Below are 23,742 nucleotides of genomic sequence, written 5' to 3' on the forward strand. Positions count from 1 at the left end.
GAAAAGCAAAGGGGCGGCGTGCCACGCCGCCCTTACACCACAAGGGGAGTGGCGGAATTGAGCTTTGCCGAAAATATAACCGTCGAGGCATTGGAAGCCGATCCCTATCCGATCTATGCAGAGCTCAGGCGCAGTGCGCCTGTCGCTTTCGTGCCCGCGGTCAATCTGTGGTTCGTCACCCGCTGGAAGGATGTCGAGAGCGTCGCCAAGTCGCCCGACATCTTCTCCGCCGTCGTCGGCTCGTCGCCGGTCGAGCGCTCCTTCGGCAAGCCCACCATCCTGACCACCGATGGCGAGACGCACAAACAACTGCGCCAAGGCGTCGATCCGAAATACCGGCCGCGCACCGTCGCCGCCTATGCCGGCGACCTCGTGCGGTCGATTGCCGAACCTTTTCTCGGCCGGATCGCCAACCAAGGCTGCGCCGAGCTGATGGCCGATTATTTCGAACCGGTGTCGACGCTCAGCCTGGCACGCTCGCTCGGCCTTGCCGACATCGACATGCCGACGCTGCGCCGCTGGTTCTATGGCCTTGCCCAGGGTGCCATCAATTTCGAGAACGACCCGAAGCGGCAGGAGATCGCCGACGCGATCGGTGCCGAGGTCGGCGACGCCATCTTGCCGACGCTGGAAAGGCTTGTCCACGCGCCGGATGATTCCGCGCTGTCGCATATGCTGCATGACGGCATGCCGGAGGGCACGACGCGGCCAATCGATTTTTTGATGCCGAGCATCAAGGTCATCCTGCTTGGCGGCATGCAGGAGCCCGGACATGGCGCCGGCTCAATCCTGGCCGGTCTACTGGCCCATCCCGAGCAGATGCGGCAGGTGCTCGCCGATCCCGAGACCTTCGTGCCCAAAGCGGTCGACGAGGGCCTGCGCTGGGTGGCGCCGATCGGCACCCAGACGCGGCAGACGACACGGGCGGTCGAGCTTGGCGGCGTGACGATTCCAGCCGGTGCCGCGGTTGCCGCACTTGTCTCCTCGGCAAGCCGTGACGAGAGCCGCTTTGCCGATCCAGACCGCTTCGACATCAACCGCGACGAAGGCAACCATGCCGCTTTCGGCTTCGGCCATCATTTCTGTTCGGGCCGGTTTTTCGCACGCGAGCAGATGTGCCTTGCGGTAAGGCTGTTGCTCCTGCGCTTCCCCGATCTCAGCCTTGTGCCTGGCAAGGAGCCGGTGTTTCGCGGCTGGGAATTCCGCGCGCCAACCACATTGCATGTTTCCTTGGGAGTCCGTCACCCATGATCAGTCAGAATGCCATCGACACGCTGCGCCAGACGGAGATCGGCGCACGGGGCCTGTTCATCGATGGCGTGCAGATCGAGACAACAAGCGGCGCAAGCCTGCCGGTGACGTCGCCGATCGACGGCCGACCTTTCGCCAGCATCGCCGACGGCAACGCCGCCGATATCGACCGCGCCGTCAAGTCGGCGCGCAAGGCGTTCGAGAGGGGCTCGTGGTCGCGATCAGCGCCGGCCTTTCGCAAGAAGGTGCTGACGAAGTTCGCCGAGCTGGTCGAAAAGCATGCCGACGAGCTCGCCGTGCTCGGCGTGCGCGACAACGGCACCGAGATCGGCATGGCCTACAAGGCCGAACCGCTGTCGGCGGCAGGCACCATCCGCTATTATGCCGAGGCCATCGACAAGGTCTATGGCGAGATCGCGCCGACGGCCGACAATGTGCTGGGACTGATCCACAAGGAGCCGCTCGGCGTCGTCGGCGTCATCGTGCCGTGGAATTTCCCGCTGATGATCGGCGCCTGGAAGATCGCGCCCGCACTTGCCGCCGGCAATTGCGTGGTGGTCAAGCCGCCGGAAATCGCTTCGCTGACGCTGCTGCGGCTGGCCGAATTGGCAAGCGAGGCCGGACTTCCCGCCGGTGTGCTCAATGTCGTCACCGGCCGTGGCGCGGTCACCGGCGAAGCGCTCGGCCTGCATATGGATGTCGACGCCATCGCCTTCACCGGCTCGGGGCCGGTCGGTCGACGGCTGCTCGAATATTCCGCTCGCTCCAATCTGAAGCGCGTCTTCCTCGAACTCGGCGGCAAGTCGCCCAACATCGTCTTTGCCGATGCTCCCGACCTGAAACAGGCGGCCGTCCTCTCGGCCAACGGCATTTTTCGCAATTCCGGCCAGGTCTGCGTCGCCGGCTCGCGGCTTCTGGTCCAGTCAGCGGTCTATGATCGGTTCATGGACGAACTTGTCGCGGCAACCACGCGGCTCAAAGTCGGCGATCCGCTCGATCTCACCAGCGATGTCGGCGCCGTGTCGAGCGCCGAGCAACTGAACAAGAATCTCGGTTTCGTCGCCAGGGCCACCGAAGAAGGCGCCCAGCTGGTCACCGGTGGCGAGCGGATTCTGACCGAGACCGGCGGCAGCTACATGGCGCCGACGATCTTCGAGAATGTCACGCAAGACATGCAGCTTGCGCGCGAGGAGGTGTTCGGGCCAGTGCTCGGCGTCATGCGCTTCGAGACCGAGGAGGAGGCGGTGCGGCTTGCCAATTCGACCGTCTACGGGCTCGCCTCGGCGGTGTGGACATCAAACCTCTCCACAGCACACCGCATGGTGCGCGCCATCAATGCCGGCGTCGTCCACGTCAATACCTACGGCGGCGCCGACATCACCGTGCCGCTCGGCGGCGTCAAGCAGTCCGGTTTCGGCCGCGACAAGTCGCTTCACGCGCTGGAGAAATATTTGGAACTGAAGACGGTGTGGATCGCGCTTTGACGGCACGCCGGGCTCTCTGAGAATCTGACGACCTCCAGAGGCGCGCAAGATCGCGCCGCGACCCGCTGCGGCCGGTCAAGCGGCGGCTTTTGCTCACGCTCTTGAAAATTTTGAGAGAATATTCCCGGCTTTGGCGAGAACGGCGAAACCCGTTCTTTGATATAAAAGATAGAATTTCTGAGGATGTGACCAAGGCTAGGCAATCCGCCTCGCTGCCATGACTTCACAACCACAGAGATCAATCATGTCCGACTTCAAGAACACTTTGCCATCTTCCCTCGGGTCAACCGTCAACCGGCGCAGCGGCTTGGCTTTGCTGTTCGCCTCGGCCGTCGCGATCGGCGGCCTGATGGCGCCCGGCGCATCGTTCGCCGAGGACAAGAAGGCGATCAAGGTGGGTATCATCAGCGGTGAGGACGAGGATGTCTGGCGAGTCGTCGTCGCCCAGGCCGCCGAAAAGGGCCTCTCCATAGAAACCGTGGTGTTCAACGACTACACCCAGCCCAACGAGGCGCTGGAGCGCGGCGAAATCGACGCCAACGCCTTCCAGCACCAGCCCTATCTCGACAACCAGATCAAGACTCAAGGGTATCATATCGTGCGCGTCGGCTATACCGGCGTGTGGCCGATCGGCCTCTACTCGAAGAAGTACAAAGCAGTCGCCGACCTGCCCGAGGGCGCGGTCGTCGGCGTGCCGAACGATCCATCCAATGAAGGCCGGGCGCTGCGCGTGCTGCAGAACGAGGGCGTGATCAAATTGAAGGACGGCACCGGTATTCTGGCCACCACCGCCGACATCGCCGAGAACGCGAAGAAGGTGGTGATCAAGGAGCTGGACGCCGGCATTGTCGGCCGCTCGGTCGAGGATCTCGACGCGGCGGTGGTCAACACCGACTGGGCGCTGAAAAGCGGCCTGACGCCGGAAAACCGCATCGCGCAGGAGCCGATCGCCGACAATCCCTACCGCAACTTCATCGCGGTGAAGGCCGGTAACGAGAACGAGGCCTGGGTGAAGACGCTGGTGGCCTCCTATCAGAACGAGGCGGTGAAGGCCGAGTTCGACAAGGTCTACAAGGGCACCGGCCTCAGCGCCTATTGATCCGATCGTCGACCGGAAGCCCGGTGCGAGAGCAACAGCGGTCCGCGCTCAGGCGCGGGCCGCGATTGCGTTTTCGGGAACAGGAACAATCATGAACCAGCATATCACGGCATCCGGAGAAACCGCCGATCCGACCCATGGCCGGCCCGACCCGTCTCAGGACGTCGTGCGCCTCGTCGAGCTGAAGCGCCGCTTCGGTGTGACAGCGGCGCTCGACGGCATTTCGCTGACCGTGCGCAAGGGCGAGATCCTCGGCATCATCGGCCGTAGCGGCGCCGGCAAGTCGACGCTGATCCGCTGCCTGAACGGGCTGGAACGGCCTGACTCCGGCGAGGTGTTCATCGAAGGCAGAGAGATCAGCCGGCTCGGCGAGCGCGACCTGCAGCCGCTGCGGCGACGCATCGGCATGATCTTCCAGCATTTCAATCTGCTGTCGGCCAAGACCGTCGAGGACAATGTGGCGCTGCCGCTGAAGATCGAGGGCCGCCCGAAGGCCGAGCGGCTGAAGCGCGCCGCCGAACTGCTCGACCTCGTCGGCCTGTCCGAGAAGGCAAAAGCCTATCCGGCGTCGCTGTCGGGCGGCCAGAAGCAGCGTGTCGGCATCGCCCGGGCGCTGGCAGCACGCCCGGCGCTGCTCTTGTCGGACGAAGCCACCTCGGCGCTCGATCCGGAGACGACGCGCTCCATCCTCGCCCTTCTCAAGGACATCAACCGGCAGCTTGGCCTGACCATCCTTCTGATCACCCATGAGATGGAGGTGGTCCGCTCGATCGCCGACCGCGTTGCGGTGATCGACGCCGGGCGCATCGTCGAGCAAGGGCCGGTCTGGTCGGTATTTGCCGACCCACAATCAGACATCACAAAAAGCCTGCTCGGCGCCATCCGGCCACAGCTGCCAGCAGAACTGGCGGCCCGGCTGCTGCCGGCGGCCGGCGCGGAGACGATCCTGCGCGTCGATGTGGCCGGCGATGCGGCACGCGGCCCGTTGCTGTCCGACCTTGCCACGGCTGTTCCAGGCGCCTTCCGCCTCATCCACGGCGGCATCGACCATATCCAGCAGCAGCCCGTCGGCACGCTGTTCCTGTCTGTTCCCGGCAGCGATGCAAATCATCTCGCTGACATCATCACATTCCTGAAGACCCGCCAGGCGCGGGTGGAGGTGCTTGGCCATGTCGCCGATCCTGTTTGAACTTCTGCTGCGTTCGATCTGGGAAACCGTCCTGATGACAGCCGCCTCCGGCCTCATCTCGCTGGTCTTCGGCCTGCCGCTCGGCATGGCACTGATCGCCACCGAACGCGGCGGGATTGCCGAAAGCCTGTGGGTGAACCGGGCGCTCGGCGCCGTCATCAACGGCTTCCGTTCGGTGCCCTTCATCATCCTTCTGGTGGCACTGATCCCGGTGACGCGGCTGATCGTCGGCACCTCGATCGGCACATGGGCAGCCATCGTGCCGCTGTCGATCGCCGCCACACCCTATTACGCGCGCATTGCCGAAGTGTCGTTGCGTGAGGTCGACCGTGGCTTGATCGAGGCGGCGCGCGCCATGGGCGGCAACCGCTGGACGATCATCCGCGAGGTGCTGGTGCCGGAAGCCCTGCCCGGCATCGTCGCCGGCTTCACGGTGACGCTGGTGACGCTGATCGGTGCCTCGGCCATGGCCGGCGCCATCGGCGCCGGCGGCCTCGGCGACCTCGCCATCCGCTACGGCTATCAACGATTTGAGACGTCCGTCATGATCGCGGTGGTCATCGTGCTGATCATCCTGGTCTGCGGCATCCAGTGGGCGGGGGACCGGCTGGTGGCGAGGCTGGATCGGCGGGGGTGAAAGACTGGCTGACGGCACGGCCGCGTACGGGATAGGCGGAGGCCTTCCCGCCACCAAACCGTCTGACGCCCGGCTTCACCCGCCAAAGCTGCCCAGCCGCGTCGGCTGCGTATAGCTGCGGTCGACATAGAGCAGGGCCGAGCCGCCGCTGCCGTGCCGGACGTCGATGACGCGGCCGATCATGACATTGTGCGTGCCGACGACATGTACAGTCTCGATCTCGCAATCGAAATTGACGATCGCATCCGAGAGTGCCGGCGTGCCGGAGGTCAGCGTCTGCCAGCGCGCCGAGGCATAGCGTGCCTCCATGTCCCTGGCCGCGCCAGCGAATTTTCCCGCCAGATGCATGTGGTCATGCGTCAGCACGTTGACGCAGAAGCGCTGGTTGGACAGGAACATGGCGGCCTGCGTCGAGCGCCCGTTCATGCACACCAGCAGCGTCGGCGGCTCGTCGGAGACGCTGCACATGGCGGTGGCGGTGAAGCCGCCGCGCCCTGCCGGGCCATCGGTGGTGACGATGTTGACCGGCGCACAGACCCTCGCCATGGCGTCGCGGAAATCGGCTTTCGAAATCTGCGTGGCCATCTGGTTTCACTCGGCCGTTGAGACAAGCGGATTGAACCAGGTATCGCCCGTCCAGCCATTCTCGTCATAATCGGCCATGCAGGTGTCGACGAGCTCTTCCATTGCCTTCAGCCGCCCGCCGCGTTCAGCTCCTTTCAGCACCTGCAGCCGCACCTCTTCCGGCGCGCCGGCATAGTTGAGCTCGTAGAGCGCGTGGCGGCCGCCGAACTCGGTGCCGGTCGCGTCCCACAAAAGCTTCATGATCTTGATGCGCTCGATGTGGCCCATGTCGTTGGAGCCGCGCACATATTGCGCCAGATATCTGTCGATCTCGGAGTTATTGAAGTCGCGCACCGACGACGGCAGGTAGATCAGCCCGGACGCGATCACCCGGCGCACGGTGTCGATGACGCGCGGATAGGCCTCCGACATGAAGGTGCGGTAGGCGAGCGCGGCTTCCAGATTGGGCAGCACCGCGCCATTCGCCCACGGGATCGGGTTGTAGGCCATGGCGTTGGAAAAACTCCAGAACATGTGCCGCAGTGCAATGACCTCGCCCAGCGCCGCCTGGTTGCCGCGGAAAGCATCGCCGCCCGTGGCGCGCAGCGCCTTGGCCAGCAGGCCGGCGAGGAAATCGAGCTTGACGGCGAAACGCGTGCAGCCCTGGAAGCAGTAGCCATGCATGAAGCCGGAGGCCGGATGGAAGGACAGGATTTTCTGTGCGTCGCGCAGCACCAGCACGTCCTCCCAGGGGATGAAGACATTGTCGAGCACCAGGATCGCGTCGTTCTCGTCGAAGCGCGACGACAGCGGATAGTCGAAGGGTGCCGCCACCGTGTTGGCGGTCTGCTCGTAGGAGACGCGGCAGAACATCTTTATTCCAGGCGCATTCATCGGCACGATGAACATCACCGACAGCGACGGATCCTCGGTGACCGTCGCCGATCCCTGCGCCAGGAAATTATAGTGCGTCAGCGCCGAGGACGTCGCCACCACCTTGGCGCCGGAGACGTAGATGCCGGCATCCGTCTCCTTGGTGATGTGGACGAAGACATCCTTCACCTGTTCGGCCGGCTTGTGGCGGTCGATCGGCGGGTTGACGATGGCATGGTTCATGAACAGCACGGCTTCCTGGGCACGCCTGTGCCAGGTCAGGGCATTGTCCCTGAACGGCCCGTACCAGTCGGCATTGGCGCCGAGCGTGTTCATCAGCGCCGCCTTGTAGTCTGGCGTGCGGCCCATCCAGCCATAGGACATGCGCGACCACTCGGCGATCGCCGTCTGCTGGGCGGCGAGTTCGCCAGAGGATTTGGCGACGCGGGAATATTTGTGGGTGTAGCCGCCCGAGCCGGTGTCGGTCGGTGAGGTCAGTGTGTCCCGCCGCAGGGGATCATGCAGGGCGTCGTAGAGGCGTGCCAGCGACCGCGCCGAGTTGCGCATCGAAGAATGCGTGGTGACGTCGGCAATGCGTTCGCCGTTGATATAGACCTCGCGGCCGTCGCGCAGGCTCTCCAGATACTCAGCCCCGGTGAACGGCCGTGCCTTATCAGTGCGGAAGTCTTCTGATCGCATGATGGTCCTCCTCTTGAGTCGCAACACTAGCGCCTTGGGCATGCTTCGGTTATGGACGGAACGGCAAAACCGATTGGACTTTTTCAGGCGCCATGAGCCAGAATTCCATCCCCGACTTCTTCGTCTATGGCGAGCCGGTGAGGCCGCTCGATGTCGGTTTCCTGCATGTCGAGACGGTGCTTGCGCGCAGCAATATCCATCTTGGTCAGGTTGCGGCGCACAAGCATCCGCAGATGGGCCAGATCACCTACTGGACCAGCGGCTCCGGCACCTACCGTATCGAAGACCGATCCTGGGACTTTTCGGCGCCTGCCGTCAGCTTCGTGCCGAGCGCTGTCGTGCATGGCTTCTCGATCGGGCCCGGCACCGACGCCATCGTCGTCTCGGTCGCCGACGGCGCGCTCGCCGCAATCGCCAGTCACAGCCTGCTGCCGCTGGACAGGCCGGTCTTTGCCGACGGTCTGCCGCGACACGCAGCGTGGACGAGACTGGCGGCGGTGCTGGAGATGATCGCCGCCGAATATGCCGAAGCGCAAGCCGGCAATGACAGGGTCCTGCCGGCGCTGATCGCCGTCGCACTCTCCCACATTGCGCGCCTGAGCCCCGGCGTGACCGCCTCCGCCGCCTCTTCCGATGCTTCGCTGGCGCGGGGCCTGCGCCGGCTCGCCGACGCGCATTTCCGCGACAACTGGCCGGTCGATCGCTACGTCGAGGCGTTGGCCACCACGCCGCATCTTCTCGACAAGGCTGCCCATGCGGTTCTGGGCGCCGGCGTCAAGCGGGTCGTCAGCGAAAGGCGGCTGCTGGAGGCCAAGCGTCTGCTGCTGTTCACCGTACGCACGGTGGAGGACATCGCCTACGAGATCGGCTTCGACGACCCGGCGTATTTTTCACGGTTCTTTCGCGCGCGGGTCGGCGAAGCGCCCGCCGCCTGGCGCCGGAAGCACTTGCAGGGCCATTGATCCTGCGTGAAATGCAGATCCCGTGACGCGCAATCCTCGATGTTGCAGCCACAGCCACTTTTTCGTGAAGCTGAACGGGTTGATCCCTTCGCCTGTCTGCCTAGGTAGAAAGGAGCGGCGGGCGCCACGCAAATCTGACATCGGACCAATCTGACGGTCGGCATGATATTTTCCTGCATTCAAAAGCTTGCCCTTCCTGTTCTCTTCGTTGGCATCCAGTCTTCCTGCGTCGTTCCCGACGATGCGTCGCGTATCGCCAAGGTTGATCCAACGGCGGCGGCCGCCCGCAAGGAGATGGTCGGCCTCAGCGAAGCCGATGTTCGAATGTGCGCCGGGTTTCCCACCGCCACCGCCGACGCCGGCCGATCGGGCCAGATCTGGACCTACAAGCGCATCGTCCAGCGCGGCAATCTCAGCATTGTGGTTCCGACTCTAGCGGTAGGCGCGATCCCGGCGGTCGGAGGCTCCGTCAATGTCGCTCCCGGCGGCTATTGCGACACGCAAATTCGCATGGTCGACGGCCGCGTCGCCGAAGTTGCCTATGCCGGCGACAACAATTTGCCGAACAGGCGCGACGCGCTTTGTGTCAGCACGGTGGACGCCTGCGTGACCTATGCGCGTCAACACGGTCAGAGGCCGGCGGCCAGATCGGCCAGATAGCCTGCGGCAGCGAAACGGCGATGACGGTCACGCAAATATCGTTGAGGGCTTGACTGACCCGCCGGACAGAATACGCTAGCGCAAAATACCGGCTCTGATCGCCGGGCGGCAAGAATGCCTCGTATGCCTCGCCCTTCCGGCGCTGGCTGCGAGGCATTGTCATTTTGGGGATCTGTTTGAAACGGCGTATCGAGATCGGCATCCTGTATTCCCGCTCGGGGAGCTATCAGCTCGTCTCCGATGCGTGCCGCATCGGCGCCATGCGCGCCATCGCCGACATCAACGCCGATCGCAGCTCAGGCGTCGAACTGGTGCCGGTCGAGCGCGATCCGCAAAGCAATGCGGACCGCTACGCGACGCTGTGCGAGGATATTTTCAGGACCAGCAGTGCGCGCCATGTCGTCGGCTGCGTCACCTCGTGGAGCCGCAAGGAAACCATTCCGGTGCTCGAGAAGGCGGGCGGCATGCTCTGGTACGCCTGCCCCTATGAGGGCTTCGAGGCCAACGAGCACGTCGTCTACATGCACGCCTGCCCCAACCAGCATCTGGTGCCGCTGATGGCGCATGTCGTGCCGCGTTTCGGCGCCAACGGTTTCCTGCTCGGCTCGAACTACATCTGGGGCTGGGAGATGAACCGCGTCGCGCGCGACCTGATCGCGGATGCCGGCGGCAAGGTTCTGGGCGAACGCTATCTGCGCATCGGCGAGACCGATGTGTCGCGGCTGATCGCGGAGATCCGCGCCACGCGGCCGAACTTCGTCCTCAACAACCTGATCGGCACCTCGTCCTACGCCTTCCTCGCGGCCTATCGCGACCTGGGTCACGAGGATGCCGCCTTCAGTCCCGAGACTTGTCCCGTCATCTCCTGCAACCTCACCGAAGGTGAGCTGCCGGCGATCGGTGAATCCGGCAAGGGACATCTGTCGGTCGGGCCGTATTTCGCGCCGCGGCCGGCCGCCTTCGCCTCGTCTTTCGAGGCCTCCGCCTATGCCTCCGTGCAGGTGATGGCCGACGTGCTCTCCAGCAATCCCGAAGCCGGTCCGGCGGGATTTTCCCGAGCCTTCGCAGAACGCCGCTTCTCCACCCGGCTCGGGCCGATAGCCATCGACGCCCATTCCCAGCACGCGACGCTGCCGGTGATCATCGGGCGCATCGCGGATGGCTTGTTCGAGGTCGTCAGCCGCGAGGACGAAGTCGCGCCAGACCCGTATCTGTCGCGCTACGACCCGGCAAAAACATTCGGCCGCCCGCGCCTGAGGGTGGTGTCGTGACGAGAACCCCACGCATCCCCAATCTCGGCGGCGCCAGGGCCTTTATCCTGCATCGCCCGCACCCGACGGTGCAGGCGATCACCAGGCAATTGTCGGCCATCGGCCTGATCACGCTGGACTGCTGGCCCGAACTACCGCCCGAGGCGCTGGCGGCCGATTTCGTCTTCTTCGACGCCGATCTCGGCTTCGACGAGCAATTCCCGTGGAAGCCGGGCGAAGCGCCGATGCCGCTGGTGGCGCTGATCGGTTCCGAGGCGCCCGGCCGCATCGAATGGGCATTGTCGCACAAGGCCGACGCCCAGCTCCTGAAGCCGGTCGGCAATGCCGGCGTCTACAGCGCACTGCTGATCGCAAGGCAAAGTTTCGAGGCGCGAAAACACCTGGCCAGCGAAATCGCCTCGCTTCGCCAGCGCGTCGCCGAGCGCCAGACCATCGTGCGCGCGGTGACGGCACTGGCGAAAGGCGCCGATGACGGCCGCGCCTATGCGCAGCTTCGCTCGCTGGCGATGAGCTGGCAGATCAGCGTTGAGGATGCCGCGCGGCGGATCGTGGCCATGACAAGTGAAGAAGCAACGGGGGAAGAAGGCGGCGATGACCAGTCCCATCGCGCCTGATCTCACCGCGCCAGGGCGCATGCCGGTCAAGCCGCGCGCCGGCGTCTGGCGCCGGCTGGTCAGGCGCCGTCTGGCACTGCTTGGGCTGGTGATCGTCGCCATTGTCGTTGCCGGCGCCGTGCTGGCGCCATGGCTGACAGGCTACGATCCCAACGAGCAGATGTTCGACGGCCTGACCATCGAGGGCTCGCCCTTGCCGCCGGATGCAAAATTCTGGCTGGGCACCGACCTGCTCGGCCGCGACCTGTTGACCCGCATCCTCTACGGAGCCCGCACCTCGCTGATCATCGGCATCGTCGCCAATGGCGTGGCGCTGTTCATCGGCACGCTGGTCGGTGTTACCGCGGGTTATTTCCGCGGCTGGATCGGCAGCGCGCTGATGCGTTTCACCGATTTGATGATGGCGTTTCCGGCACTGCTGCTCGCCATTTGCCTGGCTGCGGTGTTCGAGCCGAGCCTGTGGATCGTCGCTATGGTCATCGCCCTGGTCAACTGGGTGCAGACCGCCCGCGTTATCTACACCGAGACCTCTTCGCTCGCCGAACGCGAGTTCATCGACGCCGAGCGCACCATCGGGGCGAGCGCACCGCGCATCCTGTTTCGCCACATCCTGCCGCATCTCCTGCCGACCATCATCGTCTGGGGCACGCTCGGCATTTCGACCACGGTGCTGTTGGAGGCGACGCTCTCCTTCCTCGGCATCGGCGTGCAGCCGCCGACCGCGTCCTGGGGCAACATCATCTTCGAGAACCAGACCTACTTCCAGGCAGCACCCTGGCTGGTGTTCTTTCCCGGCGCGGCGATCCTGGCGCTGGCGCTGGCCTTCAACCTGATCGGCGACGCGCTGCGCGACATCCTCGATCCGACGCAAAGGGGCCGGGCATGATCGCCTATCTCGGCCGCCGCCTGATCCAGTCGCTGCTGATCCTGCTCGGCGTCTCGCTGATCACCTTCGCGCTGCTCTATCTCTTGCCGGCCGACCCGGTGCGCCAGATCGCCGGCCGCAGCGCCACGCCGCAGACGGTCGAGAACATCCGCCAGCAGCTCGGCCTCGACCAGCCCTTCATCGTCCAATACTGGCGCTATCTCACAAAGCTCATCAGCGGCGATCTCGGCCGCTCCTACATCCAGCGCTCCGAGGTCACCGAGCTGATCGTCTCGCGGCTGCCGGCCAGCCTGTTGCTGATGGTCGGCGCCATCCTGTGCGAACTGCTGCTCGGCCTGAGCATGGGCCTGATCGCCGCCGTCAAGCGCGGCACCGCCACCGACCAGACGCTGATGGTCGCCTCCTTCGTCGGCGTCTCGGCGCCGCAATTCGTCGTCGGCCTGCTGCTGCTCTACGTCTTTGCCGTGCGGCTCAGCTGGTTCCCGATCGGCGGCTATGGCACCTGGCGTCATCTCGTGCTGCCGTCGCTGACCATGGGCATACTCGGCGCCGGCTGGTACGCCCGCATGATGCGCTCGTCGATGATCGATGTTCTGTGCCAGGATTATGTCCGCACCGCCCGCGCCAAGGGCCTGGCGCGGCGAGCCATCCTGTTCCGCCATGCGCTGCCCAACGCCATCCTGCCGGTCATCGCCATGATCGGCATCGACATCGGCATCTTCATGGGTGGCATTGTTGTCGTCGAAAGCGTGTTCGGCTGGCCTGGCATTGGCCAGCTGGCGTGGCAGGCCATCCAGCGCGTGGACATCCCGATCATCATGGGCGTCACCCTGGTCTCGGCCTTCGCCATCGTGCTCGGCAATCTGCTGGCCGACGTCATCGCGCCCTTCATCGACCCCCGCATCAAGCTCAGATGAAAATGAAAACCAGACAGAGAAAGGGAACATAAAAATGAAAAAGTTTCTCGCATCCACGGTAGCGGCATCGGCGCTGGCGCTGATGCTCGGCATGACAAGTGTTCGCGCCGAAGACGCGATCGATCCGAACGCCAAGCAGGGCGGCGCCATCACCATCACCTACAAGGACGATGTCGCCACGCTCGATCCGGCGATCGGCTATGACTGGCAGAACTGGTCGATGATCAAGAGCCTGTTCGACGGGCTGATGGATTACGAACCGGGCACCACCAATTTGAAGCCCGACCTTGCCGAAAGCTACGAGATCGCGCCCGACGGCAAGGCCTTCACCTTCAAGCTGCGCCATGGCGTGAAATTCCACAATGGCCGCGAAATGACCGCCGACGACGTGAAATATTCGCTCGACCGCGTCACCAATCCCAAGACTCAGAGCCCCGGCGCCGGCTTTTTCGGCTCGATCAAGGGCTATGACGATGTCGCCGCAGGCAAGGCCGAGAGCCTCTCGGGCGTCACCGTCGTCGATCCCTATACGGTCAAGCTCGAGCTGACCCGGCCCGACGCCACCTTCCTGCATGTCATGGCCATCAACTTCTCGCATATCGTGCCGAAGGAAGAGGTCGAGAAATACGGCGCCGATTTCGGCAAGCATCCGGTCGGCACCGGCGCTTTCAAGCTCGCCGAATGGACACTCGGCCAACGCATCGTCTTCGAGCGCAATGCGGACTATTGGCACAAGGGCCTGCCGCATCTGGACAAGATCACCTTCGAGATCGGCCAGGAGCCGATCGTTGCGCTGCTGCGCCTGCAGAAGGGCGAGATCGACGTGCCCGGCGACGGCATTCCGCCGGCAAAATTCCAGGAGGTGATGGCCGATCCGGAGCAGAAGGCACGCGTCGTCGAAGGCGGCCAGCTGCACACCGGCTATGTCACCATGAACACCACCATGGCCCCGTTCGACAATGTGAAGGTGCGCCAGGCGGTCAACATGGCGATCAACAAGGCGCGCATCATCCAGATCATCAACGGCCGCGCTGTGCCGGCCAACCAGCCGCTGCCGCCGTCGATGCCGGGCTACGACAAGGAGTACAAGGGCTATCCCTATGACGTCGCCAAGGCCAAGGCGCTGCTTGCCGAGGCCGGTCATCCCGATGGTTTCGACACGCAATTGTTCGCCATGAACACCGATCCCAACCCGCGCATCGCCCAGGCGATCCAGCAGGACCTGGCGGCGATCGGCATCAAGGCCAGCATCCAGTCGCTGGCTCAGGCAAACGTCATTGCCGCCGGCGGCGACAAGGCCGGCGCACCGATGATCTGGTCCGGCGGCATGGCCTGGATCGCCGACTTCCCGGATCCGTCGAACTTCTACGGCCCGATCCTCGGCTGCGCCGGCGCGGTGCCGGGCGGCTGGAACTGGTCGTGGTACTGCAACAAGGATCTCGACGCCAAGGCGGCCGAGGCCGACTCAGTGGTCGACCCGGCCAAGGCCGGCGAGCGCGACAAGATGTGGAGCGCCATCTACGACAAGGTGATGGAAGACGCGCCCTGGGCGCCGGTCTTCAACGAGCAGCGCTTCACCATGAAATCGGCGCGCATGGGCGGCGCCGACAACCTCTATGTCGACCCGGTCCATATCCCGATCAACTACGACAATGTGTACGTAAAAGATGTGCAATAACTGCGACTACACCATCCACGGGCGCCAACATCATTTCGGCTGGGACAATTCGTTTGTTCCGGCCGAGCGGGTGGCGCCCGGCTCGACCATCGAGTTCCAGTGCCTCGATTCCTCCGGCGGCCAGTTGCAGGCCGACAGCACGGTCGCCGACGTCGCCAGGCTCGACTTCGCCACCGTCAATCCGGTGACCGGGCCGATTTTCGTCGAGGGCGCCGAGCCGGGTGACGCGCTGAAGGTGACGATCGAGATGTTCAAACCGTCCGGCTTCGGCTGGACGGCCAACATTCCCGGTTTCGGGCTGCTCGCCGACGATTTCAAGGAGCCGGCGCTGAACATCTGGAAATACGACGCTGCCTCGCTCGAGCCGGCGCTGTTCGGCAAAAATGCGCGGGTGCCGTTGAAACCCTTCGCCGGCACCATCGGCAACGCGCTGGCGGAAAAGGGCCACCATTCGGTGGTCCCGCCAAGGCGCGTCGGCGGCAATCTCGACATTCGCGATCTCGCCGCCGGCACCACGCTCTATCTGCCGGTGGAAGTGGCGGGCGCGCTGTTTTCGGTCGGCGATACCCATGCCGCGCAAGGCGACGGCGAGGTTTGCGGCACGGCGATCGAAAGCCCGATGGACGTCGTGCTCAAGCTCGATCTGGTCAAGGACGCCAGGCTGAAGACGCCGCGCTTCACCACGCCAGGCCCGGTGACGCGCCATCTCGACGCCAAGGGCTATGAGGTGACGACCGGCATCGGCCCGGACCTGATGGCCGGCGCCAGGGAGGCGGTTGCCCAGATGGTCGACCTGCTCGCCGGGAGGTACAAAATCGACCCGGTCGAAGCCTATATGCTGGCCTCTGTGTGCGGCGATCTCAGGATCAGCGAGATCGTCGACATGCCGAACTGGGTGGTGTCGTTCTACTTCCCGCGCTGCGTGTTTGAATGATGTCAAGTCGGCGCTGCACCCCCCTCTGTCCTGCCGGACATCTCCCCCTCAAGGGGGGAGATCAGATGTCACTTCGGCTTTCGCCAATCTCTAATGTTGCAAGGGGGAGCGCCGGCCCACGTGACGGCCAATCTCCCCCCTTGAGGGGGAGATGTCCGGCAGGACAGAGGGGGGCGTGCCGGAATCAACCTCTCAGAACTTTGCCTTTGCAATGACCTCAACCCCCAAATCCATCCTCGACATCGCCAACCTCTGCGTCAGCGTGCGCGGCGAGGATGGCGAGCGCGAGGTTGTCTCCGACCTGTCGCTCACGCTGAGCCGTGGCGAGACGCTCTGCATTGCCGGTGAATCCGGCTCCGGCAAATCGATGACCGCACTGGCCATCATGCAATTGCTGCCGCAGCCGGCGGCGCGCATATCGTCTGGGAAAATCCATCTGGGCGATACAGATCTGACGACTCTCGATGAGCGCGGGATGCGGCGCATTCGCGGCGACCGCATCGCCATGATCTTCCAGGAGCCGATGACCTCGCTCAACCCGGTGCTGTCGATCGGCCGGCAGCTCACCGAATCCATCGAGGCACACACCAGCCTGTCGCAGGGCGAAGCTCGTCAGCGCGCCATCGAGGCGTTGAAGGCGGTGCGCATTTCGGAAGCCGAAAGCCGGCTAAAGCAGTTTCCGCACGAACTGTCCGGCGGCATGCGCCAGCGGGTGATGATCGCCATGGCGCTGGCGCTCGAGCCGGACGTGCTGATCGCCGACGAGCCGACGACGGCCCTCGACGTCACCGTGCAAGGCGAGGTGCTGGAGCTGCTGCGCGACCTGCAGTGCCAGCACGGCACCAGCGTCATCCTGATCACCCACGACATGGGCGTCGTCGCCGAAATGGCCGACCGCGTCATCATCATGCGGCATGGCCGCATGGTCGAAGAGGGAAGAACCGCTGACATTTTTGCCAGGCCGCAAGCCGACTACACGCGCGAACTGCTTGCCGCCGTGCCGCGCATCGGCAGCGGTATCGGCCGCCAGAAATCCAGGGATGCCGAGACGGCGATGCCGGCCAATGTCGCAGAAGTCAACGACCTGCATGTCCGCTTCGACCTGCATGGCGGCTTCTTCGGCCGGGTCACCCGCCGCGTCCACGCGGTGGAAGGCGTGACCTTCTCGATCGCGCCCAACGAGACGCTGGCGCTGGTCGGCGAATCCGGCTGCGGCAAGTCGACCACCGCCAAGGCACTGGCCGGACTGGTGCCCTACAGCGGCGACATCGCCATTGGCGGCCGCAATCTGTCCGGCCTTGGCCGCGACGAGCGTAAGGCGGTGCGCCGCGACGTGCAGATGATTTTTCAGGATCCCTACGCCTCGCTCGACCCGCGCATGCGCGTCGGCGACCTCGTCGCCGAGCCGCTGCTGATCCATGGCGTCGCCTCGAAGCAAGAGCGCAGTGACCGTGTCGCCGCGCTGTTCGAGCGCGTCGGCCTGTCGGCCGATCAGATGGAGCTCTATCCGCATGAATTCTCCGGCGGCCAGCGCCAGCGCGTCTGTATTGCACGCGCTCTTGCGCTGCGGCCGAAGCTGATCATCGCCGACGAAAGCGTCTCGGCGCTCGACGTTTCGGTGCAGGCGCGCGTGCTCGATCTGTTGAAGGAATTACAGCGCGAATTCGGCGTCGCCTATCTCTTCATCTCGCATGACATGGCTGTGGTCGAGAACATCTCCGACCGCGTCGCCGTCATGTATCTCGGCCAGATCGTCGAGATGGGCACGCGCGACCAGGTCTTTTCCAACCCGCGCCACCCCTACACCAGACGCCTCATCGAAGCCGTGCCGGTGCCCGATCCAGCCAAGCGAAGAAGCCGCTTCGCCCGCCTGGACCAGGAGATCCCGAGCGCCACCCGCAGGATCGGCGAGGCGCCGCTGAAACTGGCGCTGAGGGATGTCGGCAACGGCCATCTCGTCGCCGCCGAGGGCTGAGCCGGCACTGCCGCCGGCGGTTCACGTGTTTGTGTCTCGATCTCGCGCTCAAGGCTCGCATTCCGCCGCCAAACCGTATCGCTTCGAGCACGAAATCCCTAACGGCCTCTTGCCCTCTGTCCCTATCTTCCTCATGTTCAATACCATTGCGATGATCGATCGTAGGAGGGTCGGTCGGATTCATCGCTATGGGAGGAAGTCAACCATGAAGGTAAGCCTTTTCGTTTCCGCGGCACTTCTCGCCGCATCCACGATCCCCGCCTCGGCCGCCGAAATTTCCGACGGCAAAGTCAAGATCGGCATCCTCAACGACCAGTCGGGCGTCTATGCCGATTTCGGCGGCAAGTGGTCGGTCGAGGCGGCCAAGATGGCGGTCGAGGATTTCGGCGGCAAGGTGCAGGGAGCGCCGATAGAAATCATCAGCGCCGACCACCAGAACAAACCGGATATCGCCTCCAACATCGCGCGGCAGTGGTACGACACCGAGCAGGTCGATGCCATCATGGAACTGACGACCTCTTCGGTGGCGCTCGCCGTCCAGGGGATCTCCAAGGAAAAGAAGAAGATCGACATCGTCACCGGCGCGGCAACCACGGAGCTGACTGGTAAACAATGTTCGCCCTATGGCTTCCACTGGGCCTATGACACTCATTCGCAAGCGGTTGGGACCGGCGGCTCTCTCGTGCAGCAGGGCGGCGACAGCTGGTTCTTCGTCACCGTCGACTATGCATTCGGCTATTCGCTGAAGGATCAGACCACCAAGTTCGTCGAGAGCCATGGCGGCAAGGTGCTGGGCGAGGTGCGTTATCCCCTGGGATCGACCGATTATTCGTCCTTCCTGCTGCAGGCGCAATCGTCGGGCGCCAAGGTCATCGGCCTGGCCAATGCCGGCCTCGATACCTCCAACTCGATCAAGCAGGCGGCCGAATTCGGCATCGTGCAGGGCGGTCAGCGTCTTGCCGCACTCCTGTTCACGCTGGCCGAGGTGCATGGGCTTGGCCTTCAAGCGGCGCAGGGCGTTGTGCTGACCGAAGGCTATTATTGGGATCGCGACGACAAGAGCCGCGAATTCGGGCAGCGCTTTTTCAAGCGCACCAACCGCATGCCGAACATGATCCAGGCCTCGACCTATTCAGCGGTGACGCAGTACCTGAAAGCGATCGACAAGGCCGGCACGGACGAGACCGAAGCCGTCGCCAAGCAACTGCATTCGATGCCTGTGGACGACGCCGCGATAACCAACGGCAAAGTGCAGGCGGACGGCAACATGGTCCACGACATGTACCTCTATCAGGTCAAGTCGCCAGCCGAGAGCACCAAGGAGTGGGACTACTACAAATATCTCGCCACCATTCCTGGCAACGAGGCCTTCCTGAGCGAAAAGGAAAGCGGCTGTCCGACGGCCGGCCAGTGATCGGCGCGGCCGATGGCGCCGACTGACCTGAGCGCGAACGAGCCGCCTGTGGTGCTTTCCGCCCGCGGGTTGCGGCGTGACTTTGCCGGCTTCATCGCCGTGAAAAACGTCGATCTGGATGTTCGCCATGGCAACATCCATGCCCTGATCGGACCCAACGGCGCCGGCAAGACGACCGTCTTCAACCTGCTCACCAAGTTCCTGGCGCCGACCAGCGGCAGGATCGAGCTGCTTGGCCATGACATCACCCGCACGTCGCCGGCCAGGGTCGCGCGGATGGGCCTGGTGCGCTCGTTCCAGATATCGGCGATTTTTCCGCACCTCAGCGTGCTCGACAATGTCCGCGTCGCCCTGCAGCGGCCGGGCGGGCTCAGCGTTCAGTTCTGGCGCTCGCTGGCGGCGCTCGACCGGCTGACGCCGCGTGCCGAGGAATTGCTTCGCTCGGTCGGTCTCGACGACGCCAGGAACAGGCTCGCCGGCGACCTTTCCTATGGCAGGAAACGCGTGCTCGAGATCGCCACGACCCTGGCGCTCGATCCGAAAGTGCTGCTGCTGGACGAGCCGATGGCCGGCATGGGGCACGAGGACGTGGCCACGGTTTCCGACCTTATCCGTTCGGTGGCCAAGGATCGCGCCGTGCTGATGGTCGAGCACAATCTGACTGTCGTGGCCGACCTTTGCGACTGGATAACGGTCATGCAGCGCGGCGAGGTGCTGGCCGCCGGCGACTACGCCACGGTCAGCCGCGACGAGCGCGTCAAGATCGCCTATATGGGCACCGCCGATGACTAGTGCCGCACCTCTGCTTGCCGTCAGCGGCCTCAACGCCTGGTATGGCGAGGGCCATGCGCTGCACGGCGTCGATCTGGAAGTGTTTTCCGGCGAGACGGTCACACTGCTCGGCCGCAATGGCGTCGGCAAGACGACGACGCTGCGCGCCATCATGGGGCTGATCCGCAAGCGAACCGGCCGGATCGCCTTCGGCGGACAGGATCTGATGCGGCTGCCGCTGCACCGCACCGCGCATCAGGGCATCGGCTTCGTGCCGGAGGAGCGCGGCATCTTCGCGACGCTGACCGTCGACGAGAACCTGGTTCTGCCGCCGGTCGTGGCCGAGGGCGGCATGAGCGTCGAGGAGATATTCGATCTGTTCCCCAATCTGAAGGAGCGGCGCAACAGTCCCGGCACCAGGCTGTCGGGTGGCGAACAGCAGATGCTGGCGATCGCGCGCATGTTGAGAACGGGTGTGAAAATGCTGCTTCTCGATGAGCCGACGGAGGGGCTCGCTCCCGTCATCGTGCAGCGCATCGGCGCGTTGCTGGCGACGTTGAAAAAGCGCGGCATGACGACCCTGCTGGTCGAGCAGAATTTTCGCTTCGCCAGCCGTGTCGCCGATCGTTTCTATCTGATGGAGCACGGCAAGGTGGTGGCGGGGTTTCCGGTCGGCGAGCTGCCGGACCGCATGACGCAGCTCCACGAAGTCCTGGGTGTATGATGGCGCCATGACGATGATCTTCGGCATCCCCGTTCAGGCCTTCCTCGGCCAGTTGCTGGTCGGCCTGATCAACGGCTCGTTCTACGCCATGCTGAGCCTGGGCCTGGCTGTCATATTCGGCTTGCTGCGCGTCATCAATTTCGCCCATGGCGCCCAGTATATGCTCGGCGCCTTCGTCGGCTATCTGCTGCTCACCCATCTCGGCATCGGCTACTGGCCCGCCTTGATCCTTGCCCCGCTGATCGTCGGTGTCTTCGGCATCGTGGTCGAGCGCCTGGCGCTGTCGCGGCTGTACGATCTCGATCCGCTCTACGGGCTGCTCTTCACCTTCGGCCTCGCGCTCGTGCTCGAAGGCATCTTCCGCTACTATTACGGCGTCTCGGGAAACCCCTACGCCGTGCCGCCGCTGCTTGCGGGAGGCACCAATCTCGGCTTCATGTTCCTGCCCAATTATCGCGGCTGGGTCGTCGTCGCCTCGCTGATCGTCTGCTTCGGAACCTGGGCGCTGATCGAGAAGACCAGGCTCGGTTCCTACCTGCGCGCCGCGACGGAGAATCCCCGCCTCGTCCAGGCTTTCGGCGTCAACGTGCCGTTGCTGCTGACGCTGACCTACGGCCTCGGCTCCGCGCTGGCTGGGCTTGCCGGAATTCTGGCAGCGCCGATCTATCAGGTGAGCCCGCTTATGGGGTCGGATCTCATCATCGTCGTCTTCGCTGTCGTCGTGGTCGGCGGCATGGGATCGATCCTCGGCGCGATCGTCACCGGCTACATGCTCGGCCTTGCCGAAGGCCTGACCAAGGTCTTCTACCCCGAGGCCTCCAACCTCGTGGTCTTCGTCATCATGGCCATCGTGCTTCTGGTCCGGCCGGCCGGCCTGTTCGGAAGGGACGCCTGACATGTCGGAAGAGACATCTGACATGTCGGAACTGACGCTTCGCGAGACATCGGCCAAAACCTCGGCGCGGCTTGAATGGACGCTGGTCGGGCTCGGCATCCTGGCGCTGCTGGTGGCGCCTTTCCTAGTCTATCCGATCTTCCTGATGAAGATGCTGTGCTTTGCGCTGTTTGCCTGTGCGTTCAATCTCCTGCTTGGCTACACCGGGCTGCTGTCGTTCGGCCACGCCACCTTTTTCGGCGGCGCCGCCTACTTGACGGCGCATGCCGTCAAGGTCTGGGGCTGGCCGCCGGAAGCCGGCATTCTGCTCGGCATGGCGGGTGCGGCCTTGCTCGGCCTTGTCATGGGCTTTTTCGCCATTCGCCGGCAAGGCATCTATTTTGCCATGATCACGCTGGCGCTGTCGCAGATGTTCTTCTTCTTCTGCGTGCAGGCGCCGTTCACGCAAGGCGAGGATGGCATCCAAGGTGTGCCGCGCGGCATGCTGCTGGGCGTCCTCGACCTGAACGTCTCGCTGAACATGTATTATTTCGTGCTGGCGGTGTTCCTGATCGGCGTCTTCGCCATCTGGCGCATCGTCAATTCGCCGTTCGGCATGATCCTGCGCTCGATCCGCGAGAACGAGAACCGCGCCATTTCGCTGGGCTATTCCGTCGCCAACTACAAGCTCGGCGCTTTCGTCATGTCGGCGGCGCTGGCCGGGCTGGCCGGATCGCTCAAGGCGATCGTTTTCCAGTTCGCCACGCTCACCGACGTCACCTGGCAGATGTCGGGCGAGGTGATCCTGATGACGCTTCTGGGCGGCATCGGCACCATGGTCGGGCCGATCATCGGCGCCAGCCTTGTCATCGGCCTGGAAAACACGCTTGCCACTTCCGGCTTTCCGGTGACCATCGCCACCGGCCTGATCTTCATGGTGTGCGTGCTCGTCTTCCGGCGCGGCATCGTCGGCGAATTTTACGCGCGGATTTTCGGGCGAGCGGGAAAGGACTGATCAGCTGCAGGTTGGCGGGACGCGGTTTGCGCGTGGTGACGCATGCGTCACCACAATGAGCACCTGTCCGGATTCTTGAGAAAGCTATAGACCTCGATCAAATCGATGCGACTGCTTGCGACCTGGGGCAATTGCGACTCCATCGGAACGGGTGAGCACTGCTTTGGGCAAATCGTGATGCGCGCATTCTTTCGATTGCTTGTCGTTGTAATCATGGCGTCCGGCGTGACCGGTTGCACCAGTATTTCCTACTACGCGCAATCCGTGCAGGGCCATCTGCGGATCATGACGGCGCGCCAGGATGTCGGAAAACTGATCGAGGATCCGTCGACGCCGAAGGCATTGCGCGCGCGAATGGCATCGGCGAGCGCTATACGACAGTTCGCAACGGATGAACTGGCGCTGCCTGACAACAACAGCTACCGCAGCTATGTCGACATTGGTCGGGACTCAGTGACATGGGCCGTCTTCGCCGCGCCGGCATTTTCGCTGACGCCGCGAACATGGTGTTTCCCTGTTTTCGGCTGTGTTCCCTACCGGGGGTATTTCTCCAGGAAGTCCGCGACTGAAACCGCTGTCGAACTTCAGGGACAGGGCATGGACGTCTATGTGACGGGCATCACGGCATATTCCACGCTTGGCTGGTCGAGCGACCCGCTGCTCAGCACGATGTTCGGCCAGGATGAAACCTATCTCGCAGCGCTGGTGTTCCATGAACTGGCCCACCAGCGCGTCTACGTGCACGACGATTCCGCATTCAACGAGGCGTTCGCTGTCGCCGTCGAAACAACCGGCGTGAAAAAATGGCTGCGCGCGGTTGACGATGCCGCCGCATTGCGCCGTTACGAAGCGGCCCGGAAGCGAAAAGCTGAATTTCTTGCGCTGGTGTCGCGGACCCGCGACGAGTTGGCGCAAGTCTATTCCAACGCCGGCACCTCGGAGCAAAAACTGGCCGCGAAGACGGCCGCGATTGAACGGCTGCGGATGCGCTACCGACACATGCGCGACAGGCGCTGGGGCCGATACCGGGGATACGATGCCTGGTTCGCTTCCCCGATCAACAACGCAAAGCTCGCCGCGACGTCCGTTTATAGCGATCGGGTGGCCGCGTTTCTGCGCCTGTTCGACTTGTGTTCGGGCGACTATGTCAGCTTCTATGCATCGGTCCGGCGGATTAGCGCACTGGACGAAGCTCACCGTGCCGAAGCCCTTGCGGCGGCAGATCGCTGTTATTGAGCCGGTCAAAAGGGA

22 protein-coding genes are annotated in these 23,742 nt (G+C 63.9%); 20 read left to right on the plus strand and 2 right to left on the minus strand.

Annotated features, from left to right (window positions below):
* Positions 1–57 precede the first annotated feature (57 nt).
* From EOB80_RS13385 to EOB80_RS13405, 5 genes are all read left to right on the plus strand, one after another.
* Entirely contained in the window at positions 58–1,251 is a 1,194-nt protein-coding gene (locus EOB80_RS13385; RefSeq protein WP_127328054.1) for a cytochrome P450, read from the plus strand.
* Entirely contained in the window at positions 1,248–2,735 is a 1,488-nt protein-coding gene (locus EOB80_RS13390) for an aldehyde dehydrogenase (protein ID WP_127328056.1), read from the plus strand. Before EOB80_RS13385 ends, EOB80_RS13390 begins: the two co-directional genes overlap by 4 nt.
* Positions 2,736–2,979: 244 nt before the next feature.
* Positions 2,980–3,834 (plus strand): MetQ/NlpA family lipoprotein, encoded by an 855-nt coding sequence (locus EOB80_RS13395; protein ID WP_127328057.1) that lies wholly within the window; start codon positions 2,980–2,982, stop codon positions 3,832–3,834.
* Positions 3,835–3,925: 91 nt separating this feature from the next.
* Positions 3,926–5,023 carry a methionine ABC transporter ATP-binding protein gene (locus EOB80_RS13400; protein ID WP_127328059.1) on the plus strand — a complete coding sequence of 366 codons (1,098 nt, stop codon included), beginning with the start codon at positions 3,926–3,928 and terminating at the stop codon, positions 5,021–5,023.
* Entirely contained in the window at positions 5,004–5,660 is a 657-nt protein-coding gene (locus EOB80_RS13405; protein ID WP_127328060.1) for a methionine ABC transporter permease, read from the plus strand. Before EOB80_RS13400 ends, EOB80_RS13405 begins: the two co-directional genes overlap by 20 nt.
* Positions 5,661–5,735: 75 nt before the next feature.
* On the opposite strand, the gene EOB80_RS13410 is transcribed toward EOB80_RS13405, so the two are convergent.
* Entirely contained in the window at positions 5,736–6,245 is a 510-nt protein-coding gene (locus EOB80_RS13410; RefSeq protein WP_127328062.1) for a flavin reductase, read from the minus strand.
* A gap of 6 nt (positions 6,246–6,251) precedes the next feature.
* Positions 6,252–7,796 carry a 4-hydroxyphenylacetate 3-hydroxylase N-terminal domain-containing protein gene (locus EOB80_RS13415; protein WP_127328064.1) on the minus strand — a complete coding sequence of 515 codons (1,545 nt, stop codon included), beginning with the start codon at positions 7,794–7,796 and terminating at the stop codon, positions 6,252–6,254.
* A 92-nt stretch (positions 7,797–7,888) separates the two neighbouring features.
* On the opposite strand from EOB80_RS13415, the gene EOB80_RS13420 reads away from it, so the two are divergent.
* The 15 genes from EOB80_RS13420 (at position 7,889) to EOB80_RS13495 (ending at position 23,727) form a co-directional block, all read left to right on the plus strand.
* A complete protein-coding gene (locus EOB80_RS13420) occupies positions 7,889–8,758 on the plus strand; it encodes a helix-turn-helix domain-containing protein (protein WP_127328066.1) in 870 nt (289 codons plus the stop codon).
* Positions 8,759–8,920: 162 nt separating this feature from the next.
* Positions 8,921–9,418, plus strand: a complete 498-nt coding sequence (locus tag EOB80_RS13425) for a hypothetical protein (RefSeq protein WP_127328068.1) — start codon at positions 8,921–8,923, stop codon at positions 9,416–9,418.
* A gap of 176 nt (positions 9,419–9,594) precedes the next feature.
* Positions 9,595–10,689 (plus strand): transporter substrate-binding protein, encoded by a 1,095-nt coding sequence (locus EOB80_RS13430; protein ID WP_127328070.1) that lies wholly within the window; start codon positions 9,595–9,597, stop codon positions 10,687–10,689.
* Complete coding sequence (locus tag EOB80_RS13435) at positions 10,686–11,303, plus strand: ANTAR domain-containing protein (RefSeq protein WP_127268207.1); 618 nt, start codon at positions 10,686–10,688, stop codon at positions 11,301–11,303. Before EOB80_RS13430 ends, EOB80_RS13435 begins: the two co-directional genes overlap by 4 nt.
* Before the next feature lie 19 nt (positions 11,304–11,322).
* Positions 11,323–12,189 (plus strand): ABC transporter permease, encoded by an 867-nt coding sequence (locus EOB80_RS13440; RefSeq protein ID WP_206516809.1) that lies wholly within the window; start codon positions 11,323–11,325, stop codon positions 12,187–12,189.
* On the plus strand, positions 12,186–13,106 hold the full coding sequence (locus tag EOB80_RS13445) for an ABC transporter permease (protein WP_127328072.1): 921 nt from the start codon (positions 12,186–12,188) through the stop codon (positions 13,104–13,106). The genes EOB80_RS13440 and EOB80_RS13445 overlap by 4 nt, the downstream gene beginning before the upstream one ends.
* Positions 13,107–13,140: 34 nt before the next feature.
* A complete protein-coding gene (locus tag EOB80_RS13450) occupies positions 13,141–14,784 on the plus strand; it encodes an ABC transporter substrate-binding protein (protein ID WP_127328074.1) in 1,644 nt (547 codons plus the stop codon).
* The gene (locus EOB80_RS13455; protein ID WP_127321079.1) at positions 14,774–15,718 is read left to right on the plus strand and encodes an acetamidase/formamidase family protein; all 945 of its coding nucleotides are present in this window, start codon (positions 14,774–14,776) and stop codon (positions 15,716–15,718) included. Before EOB80_RS13450 ends, EOB80_RS13455 begins: the two co-directional genes overlap by 11 nt.
* Positions 15,719–15,929: 211 nt before the next feature.
* Positions 15,930–17,693, plus strand: a complete 1,764-nt coding sequence (locus tag EOB80_RS13465; protein ID WP_127328076.1) for an ABC transporter ATP-binding protein — start codon at positions 15,930–15,932, stop codon at positions 17,691–17,693.
* A 205-nt stretch (positions 17,694–17,898) separates the two neighbouring features.
* A complete protein-coding gene (locus EOB80_RS13470; RefSeq protein ID WP_127328078.1) occupies positions 17,899–19,107 on the plus strand; it encodes an ABC transporter substrate-binding protein in 1,209 nt (402 codons plus the stop codon).
* A gap of 12 nt (positions 19,108–19,119) precedes the next feature.
* Positions 19,120–19,899 (plus strand): ABC transporter ATP-binding protein, encoded by a 780-nt coding sequence (locus tag EOB80_RS13475; RefSeq protein ID WP_127267607.1) that lies wholly within the window; start codon positions 19,120–19,122, stop codon positions 19,897–19,899.
* Positions 19,892–20,602, plus strand: coding sequence for an ABC transporter ATP-binding protein (locus tag EOB80_RS13480; protein WP_127328080.1), 711 nt, complete (start codon positions 19,892–19,894; stop codon positions 20,600–20,602). Before EOB80_RS13475 ends, EOB80_RS13480 begins: the two co-directional genes overlap by 8 nt.
* Before the next feature lie 7 nt (positions 20,603–20,609).
* Positions 20,610–21,497, plus strand: coding sequence for a branched-chain amino acid ABC transporter permease (locus EOB80_RS13485; protein WP_127328082.1), 888 nt, complete (start codon positions 20,610–20,612; stop codon positions 21,495–21,497).
* Positions 21,498–21,519: 22 nt separating this feature from the next.
* Entirely contained in the window at positions 21,520–22,491 is a 972-nt protein-coding gene (locus EOB80_RS13490) for a branched-chain amino acid ABC transporter permease (protein WP_127328183.1), read from the plus strand.
* A gap of 177 nt (positions 22,492–22,668) precedes the next feature.
* A complete protein-coding gene (locus tag EOB80_RS13495) occupies positions 22,669–23,727 on the plus strand; it encodes an aminopeptidase (protein WP_127328185.1) in 1,059 nt (352 codons plus the stop codon).
* Positions 23,728–23,742 lie beyond the last annotated feature (15 nt).

It is taken from the genome of Mesorhizobium sp. M7A.F.Ca.MR.245.00.0.0 (assembly GCF_003997415.1).
Lineage (GTDB): Bacteria > Pseudomonadota > Alphaproteobacteria > Rhizobiales > Rhizobiaceae > Mesorhizobium.

Bases quoted from the DNA above. Each gene is read 5' to 3' on its own strand.
- EOB80_RS13390 (WP_127328056.1), top strand. From the start codon at position 1,248: ATGATCAGTCAGAATGCCATCGACACGCTGCGCCAGACGGAGATCGGC.
- EOB80_RS13395 (WP_127328057.1), top strand. From the start codon at position 2,980: ATGTCCGACTTCAAGAACACTTTGCCATCTTCCCTCGGGTCAACCGTC.
- EOB80_RS13400 (WP_127328059.1), top strand. From the start codon at position 3,926: ATGAACCAGCATATCACGGCATCCGGAGAAACCGCCGATCCGACCCAT.
- EOB80_RS13405 (WP_127328060.1), top strand. From the start codon at position 5,004: ATGTCGCCGATCCTGTTTGAACTTCTGCTGCGTTCGATCTGGGAAACC.
- EOB80_RS13410 (WP_127328062.1), bottom strand. From the start codon at position 6,245: ATGGCCACGCAGATTTCGAAAGCCGATTTCCGCGACGCCATGGCGAGG.
- EOB80_RS13415 (WP_127328064.1), bottom strand. From the start codon at position 7,796: ATGCGATCAGAAGACTTCCGCACTGATAAGGCACGGCCGTTCACCGGG.
- EOB80_RS13420 (WP_127328066.1), top strand. From the start codon at position 7,889: ATGAGCCAGAATTCCATCCCCGACTTCTTCGTCTATGGCGAGCCGGTG.
- EOB80_RS13425 (WP_127328068.1), top strand. From the start codon at position 8,921: ATGATATTTTCCTGCATTCAAAAGCTTGCCCTTCCTGTTCTCTTCGTT.
- EOB80_RS13440 (WP_206516809.1), top strand. From the start codon at position 11,323: ATGCCGGTCAAGCCGCGCGCCGGCGTCTGGCGCCGGCTGGTCAGGCGC.
- EOB80_RS13445 (WP_127328072.1), top strand. From the start codon at position 12,186: ATGATCGCCTATCTCGGCCGCCGCCTGATCCAGTCGCTGCTGATCCTG.
- EOB80_RS13450 (WP_127328074.1), top strand. From the start codon at position 13,141: ATGAAAAAGTTTCTCGCATCCACGGTAGCGGCATCGGCGCTGGCGCTG.
- EOB80_RS13455 (WP_127321079.1), top strand. From the start codon at position 14,774: ATGTGCAATAACTGCGACTACACCATCCACGGGCGCCAACATCATTTC.
- EOB80_RS13465 (WP_127328076.1), top strand. From the start codon at position 15,930: ATGACCTCAACCCCCAAATCCATCCTCGACATCGCCAACCTCTGCGTC.
- EOB80_RS13470 (WP_127328078.1), top strand. From the start codon at position 17,899: ATGAAGGTAAGCCTTTTCGTTTCCGCGGCACTTCTCGCCGCATCCACG.
- EOB80_RS13475 (WP_127267607.1), top strand. From the start codon at position 19,120: ATGGCGCCGACTGACCTGAGCGCGAACGAGCCGCCTGTGGTGCTTTCC.
- EOB80_RS13480 (WP_127328080.1), top strand. From the start codon at position 19,892: ATGACTAGTGCCGCACCTCTGCTTGCCGTCAGCGGCCTCAACGCCTGG.
- EOB80_RS13485 (WP_127328082.1), top strand. From the start codon at position 20,610: ATGACGATGATCTTCGGCATCCCCGTTCAGGCCTTCCTCGGCCAGTTG.
- EOB80_RS13490 (WP_127328183.1), top strand. From the start codon at position 21,520: ATGTCGGAACTGACGCTTCGCGAGACATCGGCCAAAACCTCGGCGCGG.
- EOB80_RS13495 (WP_127328185.1), top strand. From the start codon at position 22,669: ATGCGCGCATTCTTTCGATTGCTTGTCGTTGTAATCATGGCGTCCGGC.